The sequence below is a fragment of the Spectribacter hydrogenoxidans genome, from assembly GCF_031846275.1.
Taxonomy (GTDB): Bacteria; Pseudomonadota; Gammaproteobacteria; order Nevskiales; family Salinisphaeraceae; genus Spectribacter; species Spectribacter hydrogenoxidans.
Genome location: NZ_JAVRIB010000022.1, coordinates 1 through 19,701, shown reverse-complemented (window position 1 = coordinate 19,701; position 19,701 = coordinate 1). Strand labels below are relative to the sequence as shown.

The window sequence follows — 19,701 nt, the reverse complement described above, 5'->3', positions numbered from 1 at the left end:
GCCGTGGCAATCCGCTTGTCACGGCCGGCTTGACAGGTGATGTGAATCCCGGTTCACTTCTTGGGCAGCCCACGCCGAACCACTGTCATCGCCTACCGGGAAACCAACCTCATCAGGTCGCGCCGAGCCAGCACTCGGGCCGCCATTCTGCAGGCCGCGCGGCAGCGAATTGCCGCGGGCGGTTATCAGGCGGCCCAGATGCAGATCGTGGCGGCCGATGCCGGTGTGGCCACCGGCACCATCTACCGGCATTTCCCGTCCAAGGCGGAGCTGTTCGCCACCGTATTCCAGCGCGTGGCCGGGCAGGAAGTCGATGCCGTTGCGGCCGCCGCCGGTGGGCCGGATAGTGCCGCCATCCGCCTGCAGCGCGTCGCCGAGACCTTCATTCAGCGAGCGCTGGCGGCGCCGCGCCTGGCCTATGCGCTGCTCGCCGAGCCGGTCGACCCGCTGGTGGAGGCCGAACGGCTGGTGTTCCGGCGCACCTATGCAGCGATTCTGGCGGACCTTGTTGATGACGGCATCCGGCAGGCGGCATTTCCGCCGCAGTCACCCGATCTCAGCGCCACCGCCCTGGTCGGGCTGCTGGCGGAAACACTGGTCGGCCCGCTGTCGCCACAGGCCGCCGACCCGCCAGCATTGCCGGTCAACGAATTCACCCAGGAGATCGTGGCGCTGTGCCTGCGCGCGGTCTCGGCACGGAGCCATCCATGAGCCATCCCGATCCGATCGACCACGGCGCCGACTGGCCCGACATTACCCATCCCACCCACGACGTCACCAACCAGCCACCGCCCCTGGCCGGCGCCAACGCCTATACCGGCGACCAGGCGCTGGTGGACGCCCTGGCCCGCGAGGGCGGCGGCTGGGGCGACGACCGACTGCGCCGCTTCGGGGCTGTCTGTGGTGAAGAGTTGCTGGACATCGGATTCCAGGCCAACGAGAACCCGCCGAAGCTCCGGGCCTTCGATCGCTACGGCCATCGCATCGACGAGGTCGAGTTCCACCCTGCCTATCACCGGTCCATGCAGCTGGCCAGGGAACACGGGCTGCACAGCCTGACCTGGACGGCGGATCGCGACGGCGCGCAGGTGGTCCGCTCGGCCCTGGCCTACCTGCACAATCAGTTCGAGTCCGGAACCATGTGCCCCATCACCATGACCCACGCCGCGGTCCCGGCGCTGCAACATCAACCGGACGTGGCCGAACAGTGGCTGCCGGGCATTCTGGCACCGGATTACGACCCGAGCTGCCGCCCGTTCGAGCAAAAGACGGGGCTGACCATCGGCATGGGCATGACCGAGAAACAGGGTGGTTCGGACGTACGCGCCAATACCACCCGCGCCACCCCGCTGGGCCGGCCCGGGCCCGGCCGCGAATACAAGCTGGTCGGCCACAAATGGTTCTTCTCGGCGCCCATGTGCGACGGTTTTCTGGTGCTGGCCTACAGCGAGGGCGGGCTGTCCTGCTTCCTGCTGCCCAAGTGGCGTCCGGAAGGCATCCGCAATGCCATCCACATCCAGCGGCTCAAGGACAAGCTGGGGGACCGCTCCAACGCCTCGTCCGAAGTCGAATTCCGCGGCGCCTTCGGCTGGATGATCGGGGCCGAGGGTCGTGGCGTGCCCACGATCATCGAGATGGTCGGCCAGACCCGGCTGGACTGCATGGTCGGCTCGGCCGGGCTGATGCGCCAGGCCACCGCCCAGGCGATCCACCACTGCGCCCATCGCGAAGCCTTCGGCCGCCCCCTGATCGACCAGCCGCTGATGACCAACGTGCTGGCCGATCTGGCGCTGGAATCGGAAGCCGCCCTGGCGCTGTCATTGCGGCTGGCGCGGGCATTCGGCGCCGCGGCCAACGGCGACGAGACGGAAAAGGCGTTCGCCCGCCTGGCCACCCCGGTAGGCAAATACTGGATCTGCAAGCGCACCCCCGCGCAGGTCAACGAGGCCCAGGAATGCCTGGGTGGCGCCGGCTACGTGGAAGAAACCATCATGCCGCGGCTGTTCCGGCAGTCGCCGCTCAATTCCATATGGGAGGGCTCGGGCAATGTCCAGTGCCTGGACGTGCTGCGAGCGATGAGCCGGGATGCCGAATCGGTCGAGGCGGTGATCGCCGAACTGCGCGCCGCGCGCGGCCAGCATCCGGCATTCGACGCCCATCTCGCCCGCCTGCTGGCACAGCTCGAACGGCCCGCCGACCTCGAACCCCGGGCGCGGCGGTTCACCGAAGACCTGGCCCTGGGCCTGCAGGCTTCGCTCCTGATCCGCGCCGGCAATGAGCCGGTGGCACAGGCCTTCTGTGCCGGCAGACTGGGCGAGCAGAGCTATCTGGCCTACGGCACGCTGCCGGACGGCCTCGATCAACGCGCCATCGTCGAACGGGCACGGCCCGCCTGACCCTCCACCGGAAGCCACCATGCAATACGAGACCCTCGACACCACCGTCCGCGACGGCGTGGCCGTCATCACCCTGAACCGGCCCGACCAGCTCAACGCCCTCAATCAGGCCATGCTGCGGGAACTGCCCCAGGCACTGGATGCCGCCGAGGCCGACGACAATGCCCGGGCAGTGCTGCTGCGCGCCAACGGCCGCGCCTTCTCCAGCGGCGCCGACCTCAAGGAAGGCGTGGGCAGCGGCATGACCCGCGGCGACTTCAAGCTGGGCGACCCGCTACGGGTGCACTACAACCCGCTGATCGAGAAGCTGCGCGGGCTGGACATGCCGGTGGTGTCGGCGGTACAGGGCCTCGCGGCCGGCGCCGGCTGCAGCCTGGCGCTGGCAGTGGACATGGTGGTAGCCGGCCGGGCCGGCGCTTTCCAGATGATCTTCAGCAGCATCGGCCTGGTACCGGATGCCGGGGCCACTTATCTGCTGCCGCGGCTGGCCGGAAGGGCCAAAGCCCTGGGTGCCATGCTCACCGGCGAGGTGATCGACGCCGAACGCGCCGAACGTTGGGGTCTGATCTGGCAGGTAGTGGACGACGCCCAGCTGGAGGACACCGCGATGTCGCTGGCGGCGTCACTGGCGGCCCGCCCCACGCAGGCACTGGCCTGGACGCGGCAACTGGTCGACGCCGGCGCGGGTGACAGCCTCGCCGGCCAGATGGCCGGCGAAGCCGATTACCAGGATGCCTGCCAGCACACCGAGGACTTCGCCGAGGCCATCAACGCCTTCATGGAAAAGCGGCCGCCGACCTTTCGCGGCCGCTGACGGCTAGTCGGCGTAGAGCGCCTCGATCTGGTCGGCGTACTTGTCGTAGACCACCCGGCGCTTGAGCTTCATGGTCGGCGTCAGTTCGCCCCCGTCGATGGTGAAATCCTCCGCCAGCAACCGGTAGTGCTTGATTGTCTGCACCCGCGCCAGACGCGCGTTGACCGCAGCCAGCTGCTGGTCGAACCAGGCACGGAAACGATCACACTCGGCGGCTTCGGCGGGGGTCTTCGCCGGGCTGCCGGCCGCAGCCGCGGCTTCCGGCAGGGATTCCTCGTCCAGCGTGATCAGGGCGGACAAATACTTGCGGCGATCGCCGATCACGCAGCACTGGCTGACCACGCCGATGGTCTTGAGCTCGCCCTCGACGTGGGCCGGGGAGATGTTCTCGCCGCCGGCGGTAATGATCAGCTCCTTCTTGCGATCGGTGATGTGCACGAAGCCGTCGTCGTCGATGTGGCCGACATCGCCGGTGTGCAGCCAGCCGTCCGCATCCAGGGTGTCGCGGGTGGCTTCCTCGTTGTCGAGATAGCCCATGAACACGCTGGGACCGCGCATCAGGATCTCGCCGTCGTCGGCGATGCGGATTTCGGTTTCCGGATAGGGCTTGCCGATGGCCCCGCGCTTGACCTGGCCAGGCACGTTGAGCGTGCCGGCCCCGGTGGTTTCGCTCTGACCCCAGACCTCGTAGAGCATCAGATCCAGGCCGGCGAAGAAGTCCAGGGTCTCGCGCGAGATCGGCGCCGCGCCAGTACCCCGGAAGCGGGTGCGATCCAGACCGAGTCGCTGCTTGACCTTGCTGAATACCAGCTTCTCGGCCAGCGGATACAGCAGCGGCCGACTGCCGCCGTTCTCCTCCGCCGCCGCGGCCTTCAGGCCCACCGATTTCGCCCAGGCCACGATCTTCTTCTGCACCGGCGAGGCCTCGGCCCCGGCCGCCTGCATGCGATGCTGAATCTTCTCCCACACGCGGGGCACGGCAAAGAAGGTCTGCGGGCGCACGGCGGCGAGCGTGGCGCCGAGTTCCTCCAGGCTGGGCGCGAACCAGATGGTGCCGCCGAAGGTGATCGGACCGTGGATGGAAAACATCTGTTCGGCGATGTGCGACAGCGGCAGGTAGCTGATCTGATCGTCGCCGGCACGGGCGTCGACCTTGCGGGCCACGGTACTGGCGGTCCAGATCAGGTTGTGATGCGACAGCTGCACGGCCTTGGGATTGCCGGTGGTGCCCGAGGTGTAGATCAGGGTGGCGGCGTCATCCCGAGTCTGGGCGGCAATGCGGGCCTCCAGGTCCTCGGCGTTATCGGTCTGATCGCCCACCGCCAGCAGCTCCTCCCAGGTATGGACATCCTCGGCCGGGTCGGACCCGTCCATCATCACGATGGCCTTGAGCTCGGGCAGCTGGTCGCGAACCCTCTGGAACTTGGCCAGATGCTCGGCGTTTTCCACCACCACGACCTGGGCCCGGCAGTGACCGGCCACGTAAGCGCACAGCTCCGCGCTGGAGGTGGTGTAGATACCTGCCGGCATCCCGCCGGCAGCGATCGCAGCCAGATCGGCAATCAGCCACTCGGCCCGATTGAAGCCGATGATGGACACCGCCCGTCCGCGTTCCAGCCCGAGCGCCATGAAACCGCGCGCGGCCAGCATGACGTCGCGCTCGTAATCGCGCCAGGTCATGGTCTGCCAGCCATCGCCCTGCGGACTCTTGAGCGCCGCCGTATCCGCCCGCGTGCGCGCAGTCTGGCGGAAAATCTGGATCACGTTCTCGCTCATGCGGCGCTTCCCCCTCTTGTGGTAATTGACCGTTCGTTCAGCGGCCGTTGATGGTAGCAAACGATCCGGGGTTTGGACCGCCGCCGCTCACCGGGCTAGTCTTCGGCTCCGGCTTCCCTGATCCTTCGACCTGCCATGTTCCCTCGCCTGTTAGCCCTCGGCCTGATTGCCATGACCGCCACCGCCCAAGCCGACATTCGCACCGATACCCTGTCCTACGACATCGACGGCACCGAACATCGCGGCTATGTCGCGTATGACGACAGCCTCGAGGGGCCGCGCCCCGGGGTGCTGGTGATCCACGAGTGGTGGGGCCTGAACGACTACGCAAGGCAACGAGCACGCGATCTGGCGGCCATGGGCTATGTGGCCTTCGCCGCCGACATGTATGGCGGCGGCCGTACCACCGAGGACCCGGCCGAGGCGGGTGAATGGTCCAAGGCTGCCGGCCCGGAACTACGCGGGCTGGCCGCGGCGGGACTGGAGCAACTGGCGGGACATGATCGCGTCGATGCCGACCGGCTGGCGGCCATCGGCTTCTGCTTCGGCGGCACCAGCGTGCTGCAGCTGGCCTACAGCGGCGCCGACCTGGGCGGCGTGGTGAGCTTCCACGGCAATCTGCCGGTACCCGGGGACAACGATGCCATCGACGCCGCCATTCTCGTCCAGCACGGCGCGGCCGACTCGCTGGTGCCCGCAGCGAACGCCGACGCCTGGCAGCGGGCAATGGCCGAACGTGGCGGCGTGGACTGGCATTTCGTCGCCCATGGCGGCGCGAAACACGCCTTCACCAACCCGGCTGCCGACGCGCTGGGCATGGACGGGGTTGGCTACGATGCCACGGCCGCCCAGCGGTCCTGGGCCCACATGCAGCGTTTCTTCGACGAGCTGTTCGCGCGCTAGGGCGATGCTGAAAAAGGACCATCCTGTCCTTTTCAGCACGCCAAGACCGGCGCAGGTCCGGTCTCGGCTTCGCCCGGTCAAGCACTTACGTGCTTGACCGGCGGCGGGACATCCCTGTCCCGCGCTAGGGGGCTGCTTTTTCAGCAACCCCTAGTCGAACGAACCGCCGCGACCGGCGCCGCCGGCGAAGCGGGACGCCCCGGCGGCGGCCTGCTCGATCGAGGCCAGGCCGTGCTCGAACTCGTTGGCCAGGGCCGAATCCGCCGGCAGCGACCACTGCTCGAGGGCGGACAGCCGGTCGTGGCGCAGGCAGTCCTGCGGAAACGATGCCAGCTGGCGGGCCAGTTCCAGCGCCGCCGCCTCGGCAGTGCCGGGCGCCACGCAGCGGTTGACCAGCCCCCAGTCCAGGGCTTCGCGGGCATCCACGGGCCGGCCGGTGAGAATCATGTCCATGGCCCGGCTGGCGCCGATCAGGCGCGGCAGGCGCACGGTGCCGCCATCGATCAGCGGCACCCCCCAGCGCCGGCAGAACACGCCGAACACCGCATCTTCCGCCGCCACGCGCAGATCGCACCAGCAGGCCAGCTCCAGCCCGCCGGCCACCGCGTGGCCCTCCACCGCGGCGATCACCGGCTTGGACAGCGTCATCCGGGACGGCCCCATCGGCCCGTCGCCGTCCGGCGCCACCCGGTTACGCCGTTCCCCCGACGCCACCGCCTTGAGGTCGGCACCAGCGCAGAAGTGCCCGCCGCTGCCGGTCAGAACGGCCACCGACAGGTCCGGATCGTTCCCGAACTGCTCGAACGCGGCTGACAGCGCCTCGGCGGTGGGCCGGTCGACCGCATTGCGGGCTGCCGGCCGGTTGAGGGTGACCAGCAGCGTGGCGCCGTCGCGCCGGGTCAGAACGGGGGCATCACTCACGGGTCGGCCCGGCTGAAACTGCGGAAGGCCACTTCCTCGTTGGCGAACATCACCGCAATGCTGCGATCCCCGTCCACCCAGCGCAGGGTCGCGCCGCTGAACCCGCCGACTCCCATCGAGGATTGCTCGTCCGGTTCACCCAGCAACTCGATCACGGCCGACTGACTCATGCCTTCCTCGATGCGGTCGAAGTTGTCGCGGGTCACCCGGTTGTCGCAGGCGACCAGCAACAGGAGCAAACCCCCGATCCCGGCGCTACGCCACACGTTGCCAGACACCATCGGTTTCACCTTGCGTCACCTTTTTTTCTGCCTGGAGCTTGAACAGATGCGCCGTGACCTGCCAGCTGGCCACCGTGCGCATGGGCTCGGCCAGCGTCGGATAGATGGCGCCGGTTAGCCCGTCCACGGTCCGCGGTTGCCCGGCCAGCATCGCCAGTATCTCGGATTCGCGCGCCAGCCGATGGGCTATGATCTCGTCCAGGCGTTGACGGGGCCGATCCAGCAGCGCGCCATGGGCCGGTGCCAGCATCTCGATGGGCTCGCGCTGCAGGGCGCGCAGTGACTCGAGATAGGCCGCCATGTCGCCATCGGGCGGCGCGATCACCACCGTCACGCCCTCCATCACGTGATCGCCGGCAAACAGCAGGCCCTGATCTTCCAGCAGGAAACACACGTGGTCGGCGCTGTGGCCGGGGGTGTGCAGGCAGCGCAGGGCCAGTCCCTCACCCGCGATGCGCTGACCGTCGGTCAGGTGATGATCCGGTGTAAAGCCTTCCTCGCGGATGCCGGCCAGGGGCGTGGGATGGGCATGTACGCCGAGGCCGAGCCGCCGCGCCAGCGACCGCGCGCCGGCGGTGTGATCGGGGTGGTTGTGGGTCACCAGAATCCAGCGGGCCCGCCCGGCGGCGGCCTCGGCCACGGCGTCGAGATGCCCGGCATCGTCCGGCCCCGGATCGATGACCGCCACGTCGCGCTCGCCCACTAGATAGGTGTTGGTGCCAGGGCCGGTCATCGGCCCGCCGTTGGGGGCGGTGATACGCCGAACCCCCGACGCCACCGGCACCGCAACACCCGGCTCGAATTCGTCAGTCATGGCGGCCGGTGCTCAGCAGCACGCGAAACCCGTCACCGTCCCGCTCCAGTGAGGGTGATACCGCGGGTACGTCCCGGATGCCACGCAACACCGACATCACGCCGTCCACGTCAGCGTACTCGGCCAGAAAACGCAGCTGCAGGACGGTGGGCGGCATCATCGGCAACTCGCCGCGCGCGTGCAGATCCAGTGCCTCGGCCGCCTGCAGCCAGCGACCGGCCACGGTTTCCTGACCATCATGAACCGCAGCCTGACCCGCCGGCGCCGGGCAGGCGAAGAAGCGGGTGGAAAAACGCCGTGGCTCGCCCGGGGGCGTGATCCAGTGGTTGTAGTAGACGATGCGATCCAGCGGCAGACGCAGACCGCGCTCGTGGCAGATGTCGCGCAGGCTGGTTTCACCGGCGTTGAGAGCCGCCCGCTCGGCGCTGAGATCGATATCCGGCGGCAACGGCTGGCCCTGGTCATCGGTGGCCAGCAATACCCCGGCCTCCTCGAAACATTCGCGGATGGCCGCAATCCAGAACGCGGCGCCGCCGGCCGGGATGCCGAGTTGTGCGCTGGCACCGGCGTCATCGAGGCCGTCACAGCAGGCAAGCATGTCCGCGGCGGCATCGGCACGGTCCACGGCACCGCCGGGAAACACATGCGCCCCCGGACCGAACACGGTCCGGCGGTTGCGGCGCAGCATGAAAGTCTCGGGGCCACCGGGACCATCCCGGAGAATCACGACGGTGGCGGCGTCGCGGATGGCGACCTGTTCCTCGGGCGATGTCATCAAGCTAGATCGTTTGGATTATCAGGACGCCGAACAGGCAATGAGGGCGTCTTGAAAACGCCCACCGCGGTCCCTATTCAGCAGATGTCGAGCCAAGGCTCATTCTTCAAGAATACAGGAGGTAGTCATGAACATGATGCGCTACGAACCCTGGAGCCTGTTCTCCCAGCTCCAGAACGACATCAACCGGCTGTTCGATGAATCGGGCCAACCCGCCGAGTCCAGCAGCGCCACGGCGGACTGGGTGCCGGCGGTGGACATCCACGAGTACCCGGAACGATTCGTGCTCTACGCCGACGTGCCGGGCGTCGCCCCGGAGGCGATCGACATCACGCTGGAAAACGGCGTGCTCTCCCTCAGCGGCGATCGCGAACAGATCGTGCCAGACGCCAGCGACGGTGATGTGCGCCGACGGGTGGAACGCGCCCGTGGCCGGTTCCACCGTCGATTCACCCTGCCGGATACGGTCGACGCCGACGCGGTCGAGGCCCGCGGCAGTCACGGGGTACTCGAGATCACGATTCCCAAGCGCGCCGCCACGCAGCCGCGCAAGATCACGGTCCAGCACTGATCGGCCGACCGTTAGACCATGTGCGTCAACGCCGCCCCCTCGGGCGGCGTTTCTCTTTTGCCTGCCACTCGCCGCTGCCCATGCACGACCTGACCGACAGCCAGCCGATTCGCGTGTTCGTCTACGGCACCCTGCGCCGCGGCGAATCCAACGCCGGGTACCTGCGCAACGCGGCCTATCTCGGCCGGGCGGTGACACCGCCCCGTTATCACCTGTTCGATACCGGCCCGTTTCCGGCCGCCGCGGCCCGCGGGCGCCATGCGCTGGTCGGCGAGGTCTATGCGGTGGACCGGGCCACCCTGCGAACACTGGATCGTCTCGAGGACATATCACGCAGCTACAATCGCTGGCGCATCGACACGCCTTACGGTGACGCCTGGCTGTATCTGTGGGTGGCCACGATCGATCCGCGATGGCCACGCCTTGCCGGGGACTGGTGCCAACGCCGGCGCTTGCCGGGACGCGGATCGGCCCGTCGACGCTGATCGTGTTCCCGTCTTCCAACCCGTCGACGTTCCGGGGCATGATGCGGCGCTGACTTGGTTCACACCCCGGCTGTTACGCGCATGACTCACCCGGCGACGCCGCCCGCCAGCCCAGTCCGCGATCTCTACGACCTGGTCACGGGTGACGAGGACGCGCGGGTCTGTCGCGATATTTCCGACGACGCGTGCCGGGAGCAGCCGGCCAATTTCTTCGTCCACCTGCCGGCGCTGTTCGCCAACAAGGCCGGCGACCTGCTGGCCAGCCCGAAACTGACCCTGCCCTGGCTGCTGGGATCGCTCGGCGCCCCGCCCTGGATGCTGGGCTGGCTGGTGCCGCTGCGCGAGGCGCTGGCGCTACTGCCGCAACTGGCGGTGGCCGGCTGGATGCGCCGGGTGTCGGTACGCAAGTGGTTCTGGGTGGCCGGTGCCGCGACCCAGGGGCTGGCCGCGGCGGGCATGGCCTGGACCGCGTGGTCGCTGGAGGGTGCCGCCGCCGGGGCCACGCTGCTCGCACTTCTGGCCCTGCTGTCGCTGGGCCGGGGCGTGGCATCCGTGGCCTACAAGGACGTGCTCGGCAAGACCATTGCCAAGACCCGGCGGGGAACGTTATCCGGTTACGCCGCCAGTGGCGCGGGCGGGTTCGCCCTGCTGCTGTCGGCGCTGGTACTGCTGTGGCCGGGGCTGTCGGACGCCCCGGCCATGCTCGCGGGTCTGCTGGCGATGGCCGGCCTGCTCTGGCTGATTGCCGCGGCAGTGTTTGCCGGCCTGCGCGAAGTGCCCGGCGCCACCAGCGGCGGCGGCAACGCCCTGACCGAGGCCTGGGCCAATCTGCGCCTGGTACAGGATCACCCGGCGTTCGCCCGCTTCATCCTGGTTCGGGGCCTGCTCGTTTCCACCGCCCTGGGGGCGCCGTTCTATGTTGACCTGGCGCGCCAGGGCGGCGGCACGCTGACCAGCTTCGCGGTATTCCTGGCGGTCAGCGGACTGGCGGACCTGCTCGGCGCACCCTGGTGGGGACGGGCCTCGGACCGCTCGGCCCGCCGGGTGCTGATCGCCACCGGTCTGCTGGCCGCACTGGTGCATCTGGCAGTGGCCGCCATGGGGCTGTTCCAGACCCCCACGCTGCTGCTGGCCGCCGCGTTCTTTGCGCTGATGTGGCTGCATGCCGGCGTCCGGCTGGCGCGCAAGACTTATCTGGTGGATCTGGCCGATGCCGAGCACCGGGCCGCCTACACCGCCGTCAGTAATACGCTGATCGGCGTACTCTTGCTGGTGGGCGGCGGACTGGCGTCGCTGGCGGCATTGCTGGGCACACCCGCGGCGCTGACGTTGCTGGCCCTGCTTGCCATCGCCGGCAGCCTGCTGGCCATTCGATTACCGGAGGTGCAATGAACAACACGACACGGGCCGCGCTGGCGGCCATCCTGATAAGCACCGGCGTCGGGGCGAGCCCGGACGACTGGCCCCTGCACGGCGGCGACCACGCCAACACGCGGTTCGCGACCCTGTCGCAGATCAACCGGGACAACGTGGACGACCTGGAACTGGTCTGGCAGCACGATAACGGTCGCAAGGCCAGCTTCCAGGCCACGCCCATCGTGCACGGCGACCGGATGTACCTGTCCACGCCCTACAACGATGTGGTCGCCCTCGACGCGACCAGCGGTGAGCAACTCTGGCGCTATCGCCACGAAACCACCACCGACAAGTTCTGCTGCGGGCCCTCCAGCCGCGGGGTCGCGGTGGCCGGAAACCGGGTATTCCTGGGCACCATCGATGCGCGGCTGATCGCGCTGGATGCCGATACCGGCGAGGTGATCTGGGACGTCCAGCCGAGCAATACCCGGCCGGACGCCGCCGAGGCGGTGGCCGCCATCACCGGCAATCCCCACTTCAAGGGCGGCAAGGTGGTCGGCGCGACCGGGCTGTCCTTCAACATGGCGCCGCAGGTGGTCGACGGCAAGGTGTTCGTGGGCACCAGCGGCGCGGGCTACGGCCTGCACGTCGAAACCGACGAGCAGGGACAGCAACAGTTGTCGGTGATCGGCATTGCCGGCGGTGACAAGGGCCTGCGCGGCTTCCTCGCGGCCTTCGACGCCGATACCGGCAAGGAGCTCTGGCGCTGGCACACCGTCAACGAGGCTGACTGGGCGGGCGACTTCGCCGCCACCACGCCCGGCGGCACGCCTCTGAAACGCGACATCGACGCAGAGCGCGCCGCCATGGCGGAACACGGCGGCGCCTGGCGCGTGGGCGGCGGGTCGATCTGGCAGGCCCCGGCGGTCGACCGGGAACTGGGGCTGCTGTACGTGGGCACCGGCAACCCGTCGCCGCAGATCGACGGCCAGTCCCGGCCCGGCGACAACCGCCACACCTCCAGCATCGTGGCCCTGGACATCGACACCGGCGAACTGGCCTGGGCGTTTCAGCAGGTGCCCCACGACCAATGGGGCTACGAGGCCGCCAGCCCGCCCGTACTGTTCGACGCCGAAATCGACGGCAAGCCGCGCAAGCTGCTGGCCCAGGCCGGCAAGACCGGCTGGCTGTATCTGCTGGACCGGACCAGCGGCGAACTGGTGAAACGTTCCGACCCTTTCGTACCCCAGGAGAATCTGTTTGCGCCGCCCACCGAGGACGGCACCCGGGTCACGCCGGCGATCCTGGGTGGCGCCAGCTGGTCCCCCGCGGCCCGGCATCCGGCGCGGGGGCTGATCTACGTGCAGGGCATTCACAAACCGGCGACCTATTTCATCAAACCGCTGGAAGCAGGCCCCGACAGCCCCTGGGAAAGCTACGGCTACTTCCGCTTCACCGACGAGCCGGACTGGGGCAACGTCAGCGCCATCGACCCGATCACCGGGAAGCTGATCTGGCAGCGGCGCTTCGATCAACCCATGGTCGGCGGCCTGCTGGCGACCGCCGGCGACCTCGTATTCACCGGTGAGGGTAATGGCGCGTTCCATGCGCTGGATGCGGAAACCGGGACCACGCTGTGGACCCACCAGGCCGAGTACGGCGTCAACGCGCCGGCCGTCACCTATCGCGTCGACGGGCGCCAGTATCTGGCGGTCGCGGCAGGCGGCAACGGGCTTTTCGGCTTCCCTACCGGGGACCGGCTGCTGGTGTTCGCCCTGCCCGACTAGAACGCTGCCAGCCCCGGACTGGACAAATACCGGCATGCGCGGTCTCCTAGGGGCAGGTTACCGTGCTGCCCGGGAGGGTTACCGTGATTGCCAGACCTGATCAATGGGATGTACTGATCCGCGGCGCGCTGGTGTTCGATGGCCAGGGCGCATTACCGCAGGTTGAGGACATCGCCATCGTCGGCGGCCGCATCGCCGCACGCGGGCCGGACCTGCCCGGTAGCGCGGCCGCGGAGGTGATCGAGGCCGAGGGCCTGTGGCTGATGCCCGGCCTGCTCGATATCCACACCCATTTCGACCTCGAGGTAGAACTGGCGCCGGGGCTGCCGGAGGCCATCCGCCACGGCACCACCACGGCCCTGGTGGCCAACTGCAGCCTGGGCATGGCCTTCGGCAACCAGCGCAAGGCCGGCCAGGACCCGCTGGTGGACTGTTTCGCCCGGGTGGAGAACATCCCCAAGCACGTGCTGCAGAAGGTGGGGGACCAGATCACCTGGAACGAGTCCGGCGGCTATCTGGAGCATTTCGACCAGCTGGCCCTGGGCCCGAACATCGCGCCGATGATTCCGCACTCGATGCTGCGCATCGAGGTGATGGGCCTGCAGGAGAGCGTGTCACGGCCGCCGACCGATGCCGAGATCGAGACCATGGCCCGGCTGCTGGAAAAGGGCATGGACGAGGGCTATCTCGGCTTTTCCACCGATGACCTGCCCTTCCATTATCTGGCCAACGATCCGCACCGGCGGGTGCGAATTCCCACCCAGTTCGCCACCTATGCCGAGCTCAAGCGGCTCACCGGCATCCTGCGTGAACGCGACCGCGTGTGGCAGGCCACGCCCAACAAGGACAGCCGGCCGTCGATCATCCGCAAGTTCCTGCTCACCAGCGGGCGGCTGTTCGGCAAGCCGCTCAAGCTGACCGCAGTGGCCGCGCTGGACGTGACCACCAACCGCTCCATCGGCCGCATGGGGCTGGTGCTGTCGAAGCTGCTCAACTCGCGTTTGATCAACGGCCGCTTCCGGCTACAGGCGCTGTCAGCCCCGTTCACCGTGTGGGCTGATGGGCCGATCACCCCGCTGTCCGAGGAAATTCCGGAACTTCGCGAGCTCAACGAGCCGGACCTGGAAGACCGGGCGGCCCGCCGGCGCATCCTCGACGACCCGGACTTCGTGGCCCGCTTCCGCACCATGTGGCGCAAGGGCAAGTCAGGCTTCAACCTGGCCAACCTCAAACGCAAGCTGCGGCTGGAAGACGAAGTTCTAAGCCGCCGGCTCGACGACATGTTCGTGGACGCCGGCGGCGCGCCGGAATGGGTCGGCGAATCGATGCAGGTGGTCTTCGAGCGGCTGCGGCGGTGGCAGGCCGGCGAAACCGGCGCGGCGCGCTCGACCGGGGAACAGGCCGCATTCGCCGCGATGCCGAACCCGGTGGGCGACGACTGCGATTTCTTCATCTACCTGCTGCGCACCTTCGACACCGATCTGCGCTGGCACGTCACGGTGGCCAACCGTGATCCGGCGATGCTCAAGAAGCTGCTGTTCCATCCGCTGATCCTGCCCGGCTTCAACGACTCCGGCGCGCATCTGACCAACATGGCCTTCTACGACGGCAACCTGAGAACGCTCAAGCTCGCCGACGAGGACGGCCCGGCGCAGGTGGCCACCCAGGTGCGGCGGCTGACGCGGGAGCCGGCCGAGTTCCTCGGTCTGACCGCCGGCACCCTCGATATCGGCGCCCAGGCGGATATCACCGTCATCGATCCTCAAGCCCTGCGGGCCTGGGATCCGGGCATCACCGTGCAGCATGTCTGGCGCGACGAGTTCGATCACCACCAGATGGTCAACCGTGTGCCGGACGTGGTGCGGCACGTGATGGTCAACGGCCATTTCGCCTGGCGCGACGGGGATTTCATGCCGGCGCTGGGCCGACAGACCCTCGGACGCGCCTTGCGGCACTTGGATCATCCCCGGGAAACGAGCGGCGCCAACACCGCGGCCGAAGCCGCCTGAGCCGATCGCGCAGCGATCAGCTGGGCGCCGTGCCCCAGTAATTGTAGGCCAGCGGTTTCGGGCCGGGAATGTAGCCCTGCTGAAGATCGTCAGGCGTGAACCCGCCCTCGGCGAGCAGCGCCGGGATGTCGCGGCCGATGCGGCAGTCACCGGCAATCCTGCGCCAGGCGGGCGTCAGCCGTTCCTGCCAGCGGGCCACGCCGGGGTCCGGCGACTTGCCATGCTCGCAGAAGATCAGTTGGCCACCCGGCTTGAGCACCCGCTTCATCTCCCGCAGAGCGGCCACCGGGTCGGGAATGCTGCACAACGTGTACGTCAGCACCACGGTGTCGAATCGGGCATCCTCGCCAGGAATGGTTTCCGCCGACAGGGGCATCAGCTCCACGTCCAGTGAGGTGCCGGCCAGCCGCTTCCTGGCCTTGCGGTGCATGTCGGTTGCCGGGTCCAGACCCCAGATCTTTTCCACCTTCGCGGGGTCGTAATGCGCCAGGTTCAGGCCGGTGCCGATGCCCACTTCGAGAATCTGGCCGCGGGCCAGCGGCAGGATTTTCTCCCGCTGCTTGCGGATGGGTTTCATGCCGCAGGCGAAATCCAGCAGCAGCGGCAGACAGTAGCGATCGTAGAATCCCATCGGTCGGTCCTGACGTACTATTCCGGGCAAGTATTATGACCGCAGCACGGTCTACTGAGCGAACCCACGGCAGGTAACACGATGATGCGATGGATAGCGATGACGCTGACCCTGACGGCAGCCGTCACCATGCTGCCGGCCTGCGCCGAATCGACTTCCGGCAACGAGACCGAAGCGGCGGCGGCCGCGAACGATGACACCAGCGAGGCCGCGGCCAGTGATGACCTGGCGACGGCGGTGTTCGCCGGTGGCTGCTTCTGGTGCGTGGAGCAGGCTTTCGATGAGGTGCGAGGCGTGGTCGAGACCATCTCCGGTTATACCGGCGGCGACGTGGAAGACCCCTCCTACGAGCAGGTCACTTACGAGGATACCGGCCATCTGGAAGCGGTCCAGGTCCGCTACGACCCGTCCATCGTCACCTACCAGACGCTGCTGGAATCGTTCTGGCACAACGTCGACCCCACCGACGATCGCGGGCAGTTCTGCGACAAGGGGCACTCCTACCTGAGTGCAATATTCGTGGCCGATGACGAGCAGCGCCGGCTGGCCGAGGCCTCGCGCCAGGCCCTGAAGGACGACGCTGATGCCCCCTCGCCCATTGTCACCCCGATCCGCGAGGCCCGGACCTTCTACGCCGCCGAGGATTACCACCAGAACTATTACGAGAAAAAGCCGGTCCGCTACAACTTCTACAAGAACGCCTGCGGCCGGACGGACCGGCTGGAGGAGCTCTGGGGCGACGCCGCCGGCAAGCCCTGATCGCTGGTTGCCCGATGGCCCGGCGCGTATCATGAACCCCCGACATCGGGGGTTTTCATGTTCAGACGATTCACGCCGGACGCACGACCCGGCCGCGCCGGGGGGTTGTCGCAGGCGCTGACCAACGGCTACGACCGGCTGTTCCGGCCCGAGCGCCTGATCAAGGCGGATCAGACACCCTACGAGGTGCTGCTCGAGTCGGGCCTGCTCAAGCTGCGTCACTATCCGCCGCTGACCAGCCGCACCATTCGGGTGGGGGACGACCGCATCCCGGTGGCCCGGCGCCGTCATCGCACTCCGGTCGTACTGGTGCCGCCGCTGGCGGCCAGCACGCTGATCTTCGATCTGCTGCCCGAACGCAGTCTGGTGCGCTACCTGCTTGCCCGGGGGTTCGATGTCTATCTGCTCGATTTCGGCGAACCCGGGCGCGAACATTCCCATCTGGGTGTGCGCGAATACACCATGGAGATGATGCCGGCAGCGCTGGCCGAAGTTCGGCGCCATTCCGGCGAAACCGACCTGACCCTGTTCGGCTACTGCATGGGCGGGCTGTTTTCGCTGATCTACGCCGGCGTGTCGGGCGATGCGCATATCCGCAACATCGTCACCGTGGCCAGTCCCATCGACATGCACGATTCCACCCTGGCCGCGCGGGTCCTGATGCTGCTGAACCTGCCCACCTACCTGGTCCGGCGCTACACCGGTTTCCGGCTCCACGACATGGATCCTGGCTATCTCCAGGTCCCCGGCTGGGCCAATTCCCTACTGTTCAAGATGACCGCCCCGGTGGGCAGCCTGATGACCTACTGGGATCTGCTCGTGCACCTGGCCGATCGCCAGTATGTGGAGGTTCACACCACTACCAGCCGCTGGTTCGACCACATGCTCGATTACCCCGGCGGCATCGTGCAGGATTTCTTCGTCAAGGTGGGGCTGGACAACGCCCTGGCCACCGGCCGCATCACGCTGGGCGACTCGGAAGCGAAGTTCGAGCATATCCACTGCGCGCTGCTGGCAATCGCCGGCGACAACGACACGCTGGTGGGCGAGGCCAGCGCCCGCGCCGTCATGGATGTGGTGATGTCCGGGGACAAGACCTTTGCCGTGGCGCCGGGCGGCCACGCGGGCGTATTCGCCGGCGGCAAGGCGCCCGCCAATACCTGGCGCATGGCCGCGGAATGGCTGGCCGAGCGTTCGGATTAGGCCCGGCGCGCCCACCAGGCCGCCAGCACCGAACCCGACAGGTTGTGCCACACCGAGAACAGCGCCCCCGGCATCGCTGCCGCGGCGCTGAAGTACTGGGTGGCCAGTGCCACCGCCAGCCCGGAGTTCTGCATGCCGACCTCGATGGCGATGGTGCGCGCCCGCACGGAATCGCCCCAGATCGCCATGGCCGCGCCATAGCCCAGCGCCAGACCAACGCCGTTGTGCAGTACCACCGCCAGCACGACGGCCGGCCCCAGGCTGGCGAGTGATTCACGATTGAGCGCCACGATGATGCCGATCACCAGCACGATGCCCACGGTCGACACCACCGGCAGCCAGGGCTTGAGTCCGGCCAGACGGGCACCGGCCAGCACGTTCAGCGCCATGCCCGCACATACCGGCAGGATCACGATCCGCGTGATGCTGAGCATCATGTCGAACACCGGCACCGGTACGCCGCGACCGGCGTACAGCCAGGTAAGCACCGGCGTGGCCACCACCGCGACCAGCGTCGATACGGCCGTCATGGAAATGGACAGGGCCAGGTCACCACGAGCCAGATAACAGATCACGTTGGAAGCGGTGCCGCCCGACACGGCTCCCAGCAGGATCAGCCCCACTGCTATCTGATCGGGCAACCCCATGAGGATGGCAATCAACCACGCCACGAGGGGCATCGCCAGATACTGGAGCGTCACGCCCAGGCCGATGGCGCCGGGGCGTGCAAGTGCGCGGCGGAAATCCGCCGGGGTCAGGGTGGCGCCCATGCCGAACATGATCAGCATCAGCAACGGCACGATCAGATCGCGGCCCGGCGTGAACACGCCCGGCCAGACGAACGCCGCCGAAGCGGCCAGCAGCGCGAACAGCGGCAGTCCCCGCGTCAGGGCAACCGCCAGAATCACGGCCGACGAATGCCGTAGCCGGCCAGCAATTCCGCGGTCTCGGCCAGCGGCAGCCCCATCACCCCGGAATAGCTTCCGGCCAGGTGCCGGACAAAGACCGCGCCCAGGCCCTGAATGGCATAGGCGCCGGCCTTGTCGACGGGTTCACCCGACGCCCAGTAGGCTTCGGCGCGAGCCGGATCGATGGTATCCAGCGTGACACGGCTGACGCTGAGCACGTGATCGGAGGCTGTCCCGGCGAGGGCAACGCCAGTATAGACTTCGTGCACCCGCCCACTCAGCGTATCGAGCATGCGTAACGCATCCGCGCGGTCCGTCGGCTTGCCGAGAATCCGGCTGTCGATGACCACCGCGGTATCGGCGCCGAGAACGGGCAGATCCGGACGAACGCGCCGACCGGCCTCGGCCTTGGCCAGCGCCAGGCGGATGACGTAATCATCCGGTTGTTCCCCCGCCACCGGCTGTTCGTCGACCGCGATCCGGATGATCGCGTGGGCGACTCCGATCTGGTCCAGCAGCGCCGACCGGCGCAGTGATTGCGAGGCCAGGCCGATCAACGGGTCGGCGGCGTAACGGTCATGCATCGTTTGGCTCGGGCGTTGGACTCAGTAAATCGATTGGTGCGTCATGGCCAAGGGCCGGACCTCAGCCGCCAGCGACTGGTGATCGAGGGTACGCGCAAAAGCCTCGGCGAATCGCTCGCCCTCGCCGACCGCCTGTCTCCAGTCACGAATGCGTGCGTCGTCATTACCGGCATAACGGCGGAAATCCTGTCGGTCCGGCACGCGTCCGTGAGGTAGACGAGCCAGCAGACCGGGGCCCGGCCCGACCAGGACCAGCCGCCCGGTGAAGCGCGGATGACGGCGCGCCCATTTGTCGAACCAGCCGGGTGTCACCCGGGTGGCAAAATGCGGCATCAGGACAACCCCGTCCTCGGTCAGCGGCTGATCGATGTGATAGTCGACGATGCCGCCGTCGCGGTAACAACCGCGCGGGGCCCCGGCGGGATCGCGCACGCCGGCCATGAGCAGTGGAATGCTTCCGCTGGCATAGATGGCGTCCGCCGCATTGTCACGGCTCAGGGCCACGCGCCGGGTGGCAATCCGGTCCATCGCAAAGCGTGCCTTCGCCTGCGGCGATTGGAACAGTACCCGCTCGAACAGTAAGGCAAGCCAGGACCGCCGGGCGAGGTTGAGCGTCGCGGCAACGATACCCGCCGCTCCCAGTGGCAGCCGACCTTCAGCCGCGGCCGGCCCCCGGCCGCGGGCGGTGATTGCCGTCAGGCGAAAGCGGGGATGTTCGAGCACTCCCC

At 68.0% G+C, this 19,701-nt stretch carries 19 protein-coding genes and 1 pseudogene; 11 read left to right on the top strand and 9 right to left on the bottom strand.

Going from position 1 to position 19,701, the window contains the following annotated elements; genetic code table 11:
- The first annotated feature begins 60 nt into the window (after positions 1-60).
- Genes RM532_RS14885 through RM532_RS14875 form a run of 3 tightly spaced genes read left to right on the top strand, consistent with a single transcriptional unit; the run spans position 61 to position 3,210 of the window.
- Positions 61-711 (top strand): TetR/AcrR family transcriptional regulator, encoded by a 651-nt coding sequence (locus tag RM532_RS14885; RefSeq protein WP_311654131.1) that lies wholly within the window; start codon positions 61-63, stop codon positions 709-711.
- Positions 708-2,396, top strand: a complete 1,689-nt coding sequence (locus RM532_RS14880; RefSeq protein ID WP_311654130.1) for an isovaleryl-CoA dehydrogenase — start codon at positions 708-710, stop codon at positions 2,394-2,396. The genes RM532_RS14885 and RM532_RS14880 overlap by 4 nt, the downstream gene beginning before the upstream one ends.
- Positions 2,397-2,415: 19 nt before the next feature.
- A complete protein-coding gene (locus tag RM532_RS14875; RefSeq protein WP_311654129.1) occupies positions 2,416-3,210 on the top strand; it encodes an enoyl-CoA hydratase-related protein in 795 nt (264 codons plus the stop codon).
- A gap of 3 nt (positions 3,211-3,213) precedes the next feature.
- On the opposite strand, the gene RM532_RS14870 is transcribed toward RM532_RS14875, so the two are convergent.
- On the bottom strand, positions 3,214-4,986 hold the full coding sequence (locus tag RM532_RS14870) for an AMP-dependent synthetase/ligase (RefSeq protein ID WP_311654128.1): 1,773 nt from the start codon (positions 4,984-4,986) through the stop codon (positions 3,214-3,216).
- 171 nt (positions 4,987-5,157) lie between these two features.
- On the opposite strand from RM532_RS14870, the gene RM532_RS14865 reads away from it, so the two are divergent.
- Complete coding sequence (locus RM532_RS14865) at positions 5,158-5,889, top strand: dienelactone hydrolase family protein (RefSeq protein ID WP_311654127.1); 732 nt, start codon at positions 5,158-5,160, stop codon at positions 5,887-5,889.
- Between the two features lie 150 nt (positions 5,890-6,039).
- Here RM532_RS14865 and RM532_RS14860 read toward each other — a convergent pair whose 3' ends face one another.
- The 4 genes from RM532_RS14860 to RM532_RS14845 are packed head-to-tail and all read right to left on the bottom strand — an operon-like array spanning position 6,040 to position 8,680.
- Complete coding sequence (locus tag RM532_RS14860; RefSeq protein ID WP_311654126.1) at positions 6,040-6,810, bottom strand: crotonase/enoyl-CoA hydratase family protein; 771 nt, start codon at positions 6,808-6,810, stop codon at positions 6,040-6,042.
- Positions 6,807-7,091: a DUF3862 domain-containing protein gene (locus tag RM532_RS14855; RefSeq protein WP_311654125.1), complete on the bottom strand. Its 285-nt coding sequence runs from the start codon at positions 7,089-7,091 to the stop codon at positions 6,807-6,809. Before RM532_RS14855 ends, RM532_RS14860 begins: the two co-directional genes overlap by 4 nt.
- A complete protein-coding gene (locus tag RM532_RS14850; protein WP_311654124.1) occupies positions 7,066-7,905 on the bottom strand; it encodes an MBL fold metallo-hydrolase in 840 nt (279 codons plus the stop codon). The genes RM532_RS14855 and RM532_RS14850 overlap by 26 nt, the downstream gene beginning before the upstream one ends.
- Complete coding sequence (locus tag RM532_RS14845) at positions 7,898-8,680, bottom strand: NUDIX hydrolase (RefSeq protein ID WP_311654123.1); 783 nt, start codon at positions 8,678-8,680, stop codon at positions 7,898-7,900. Before RM532_RS14845 ends, RM532_RS14850 begins: the two co-directional genes overlap by 8 nt.
- Before the next feature lie 127 nt (positions 8,681-8,807).
- Here RM532_RS14845 and RM532_RS14840 point away from each other — a divergent pair, with 127 nt between their 5' ends.
- The 5 genes from RM532_RS14840 to RM532_RS14820 all read left to right on the top strand — a co-directional run bounded on the left by RM532_RS14840 (position 8,808) and on the right by RM532_RS14820 (position 14,888).
- Positions 8,808-9,251, top strand: a complete 444-nt coding sequence (locus tag RM532_RS14840) for an Hsp20/alpha crystallin family protein (RefSeq protein WP_311654122.1) — start codon at positions 8,808-8,810, stop codon at positions 9,249-9,251.
- An 80-nt stretch (positions 9,252-9,331) separates the two neighbouring features.
- On the top strand, positions 9,332-9,736 hold the full coding sequence (locus tag RM532_RS14835) for a gamma-glutamylcyclotransferase family protein (RefSeq protein ID WP_311654121.1): 405 nt from the start codon (positions 9,332-9,334) through the stop codon (positions 9,734-9,736).
- Between the two features lie 81 nt (positions 9,737-9,817).
- Positions 9,818-11,128: an MFS transporter gene (locus tag RM532_RS14830; RefSeq protein ID WP_311654120.1), complete on the top strand. Its 1,311-nt coding sequence runs from the start codon at positions 9,818-9,820 to the stop codon at positions 11,126-11,128.
- The gene (locus RM532_RS14825; RefSeq protein ID WP_311654119.1) at positions 11,125-12,879 is read left to right on the top strand and encodes a pyrroloquinoline quinone-dependent dehydrogenase; all 1,755 of its coding nucleotides are present in this window, start codon (positions 11,125-11,127) and stop codon (positions 12,877-12,879) included. The genes RM532_RS14830 and RM532_RS14825 overlap by 4 nt, the downstream gene beginning before the upstream one ends.
- Before the next feature lie 83 nt (positions 12,880-12,962).
- The gene (locus RM532_RS14820; protein WP_311654118.1) at positions 12,963-14,888 is read left to right on the top strand and encodes an N-acyl-D-amino-acid deacylase family protein; all 1,926 of its coding nucleotides are present in this window, start codon (positions 12,963-12,965) and stop codon (positions 14,886-14,888) included.
- Positions 14,889-14,904: 16 nt separating this feature from the next.
- Here RM532_RS14820 and RM532_RS14815 read toward each other — a convergent pair whose 3' ends face one another.
- Positions 14,905-15,519, bottom strand: a complete 615-nt coding sequence (locus RM532_RS14815; RefSeq protein WP_311654117.1) for a class I SAM-dependent methyltransferase — start codon at positions 15,517-15,519, stop codon at positions 14,905-14,907.
- Between the two features lie 81 nt (positions 15,520-15,600).
- Here RM532_RS14815 and msrA point away from each other — a divergent pair, with 81 nt between their 5' ends.
- Both msrA and RM532_RS14805 read left to right on the top strand, forming a co-directional pair.
- Positions 15,601-16,278, top strand: a complete 678-nt coding sequence (gene msrA / locus RM532_RS14810; RefSeq protein ID WP_311654116.1) for a peptide-methionine (S)-S-oxide reductase MsrA — start codon at positions 15,601-15,603, stop codon at positions 16,276-16,278.
- Between the two features lie 57 nt (positions 16,279-16,335).
- A complete protein-coding gene (locus RM532_RS14805; protein ID WP_311654115.1) occupies positions 16,336-17,481 on the top strand; it encodes an alpha/beta fold hydrolase in 1,146 nt (381 codons plus the stop codon).
- On the opposite strand, the gene RM532_RS14800 is transcribed toward RM532_RS14805, so the two are convergent.
- The 3 genes and pseudogenes from RM532_RS14800 to RM532_RS14790 form a co-directional block, all read right to left on the bottom strand.
- Positions 17,478-18,389: a bile acid:sodium symporter family protein gene (locus RM532_RS14800; RefSeq protein ID WP_311654114.1), complete on the bottom strand. Its 912-nt coding sequence runs from the start codon at positions 18,387-18,389 to the stop codon at positions 17,478-17,480. The two genes, RM532_RS14805 and RM532_RS14800, sit on opposite strands and share 4 nt — an antisense overlap.
- Positions 18,386-18,973 carry a Maf family protein gene (locus tag RM532_RS14795; RefSeq protein ID WP_311654113.1) on the bottom strand — a complete coding sequence of 196 codons (588 nt, stop codon included), beginning with the start codon at positions 18,971-18,973 and terminating at the stop codon, positions 18,386-18,388. Before RM532_RS14795 ends, RM532_RS14800 begins: the two co-directional genes overlap by 4 nt.
- Positions 18,974-18,994: 21 nt before the next feature.
- A pseudogene (locus RM532_RS14790) lies at positions 18,995-19,701 on the bottom strand (patatin-like phospholipase family protein); the annotation flags it as partial.

Excerpts from the sequence above, each read along its gene's own strand:
- RM532_RS14880 (WP_311654130.1), top strand. The coding sequence starts at position 708 with ATGAGCCATCCCGATCCGATCGACCACGGCGCCGACTGGCCCGACATT.
- RM532_RS14875 (WP_311654129.1), top strand. The coding sequence starts at position 2,416 with ATGCAATACGAGACCCTCGACACCACCGTCCGCGACGGCGTGGCCGTC.
- RM532_RS14870 (WP_311654128.1), bottom strand. The coding sequence starts at position 4,986 with ATGAGCGAGAACGTGATCCAGATTTTCCGCCAGACTGCGCGCACGCGG.
- RM532_RS14865 (WP_311654127.1), top strand. The coding sequence starts at position 5,158 with ATGACCGCCACCGCCCAAGCCGACATTCGCACCGATACCCTGTCCTAC.
- RM532_RS14855 (WP_311654125.1), bottom strand. The coding sequence starts at position 7,091 with ATGGTGTCTGGCAACGTGTGGCGTAGCGCCGGGATCGGGGGTTTGCTC.
- RM532_RS14850 (WP_311654124.1), bottom strand. The coding sequence starts at position 7,905 with ATGACTGACGAATTCGAGCCGGGTGTTGCGGTGCCGGTGGCGTCGGGG.
- RM532_RS14845 (WP_311654123.1), bottom strand. The coding sequence starts at position 8,680 with ATGACATCGCCCGAGGAACAGGTCGCCATCCGCGACGCCGCCACCGTC.
- RM532_RS14840 (WP_311654122.1), top strand. The coding sequence starts at position 8,808 with ATGAACATGATGCGCTACGAACCCTGGAGCCTGTTCTCCCAGCTCCAG.
- RM532_RS14835 (WP_311654121.1), top strand. The coding sequence starts at position 9,332 with ATGCACGACCTGACCGACAGCCAGCCGATTCGCGTGTTCGTCTACGGC.
- RM532_RS14830 (WP_311654120.1), top strand. The coding sequence starts at position 9,818 with ATGACTCACCCGGCGACGCCGCCCGCCAGCCCAGTCCGCGATCTCTAC.
- RM532_RS14825 (WP_311654119.1), top strand. The coding sequence starts at position 11,125 with ATGAACAACACGACACGGGCCGCGCTGGCGGCCATCCTGATAAGCACC.
- RM532_RS14815 (WP_311654117.1), bottom strand. The coding sequence starts at position 15,519 with ATGGGATTCTACGATCGCTACTGTCTGCCGCTGCTGCTGGATTTCGCC.
- msrA (WP_311654116.1), top strand. The coding sequence starts at position 15,601 with ATGATGCGATGGATAGCGATGACGCTGACCCTGACGGCAGCCGTCACC.
- RM532_RS14805 (WP_311654115.1), top strand. The coding sequence starts at position 16,336 with ATGTTCAGACGATTCACGCCGGACGCACGACCCGGCCGCGCCGGGGGG.
- RM532_RS14795 (WP_311654113.1), bottom strand. The coding sequence starts at position 18,973 with ATGCATGACCGTTACGCCGCCGACCCGTTGATCGGCCTGGCCTCGCAA.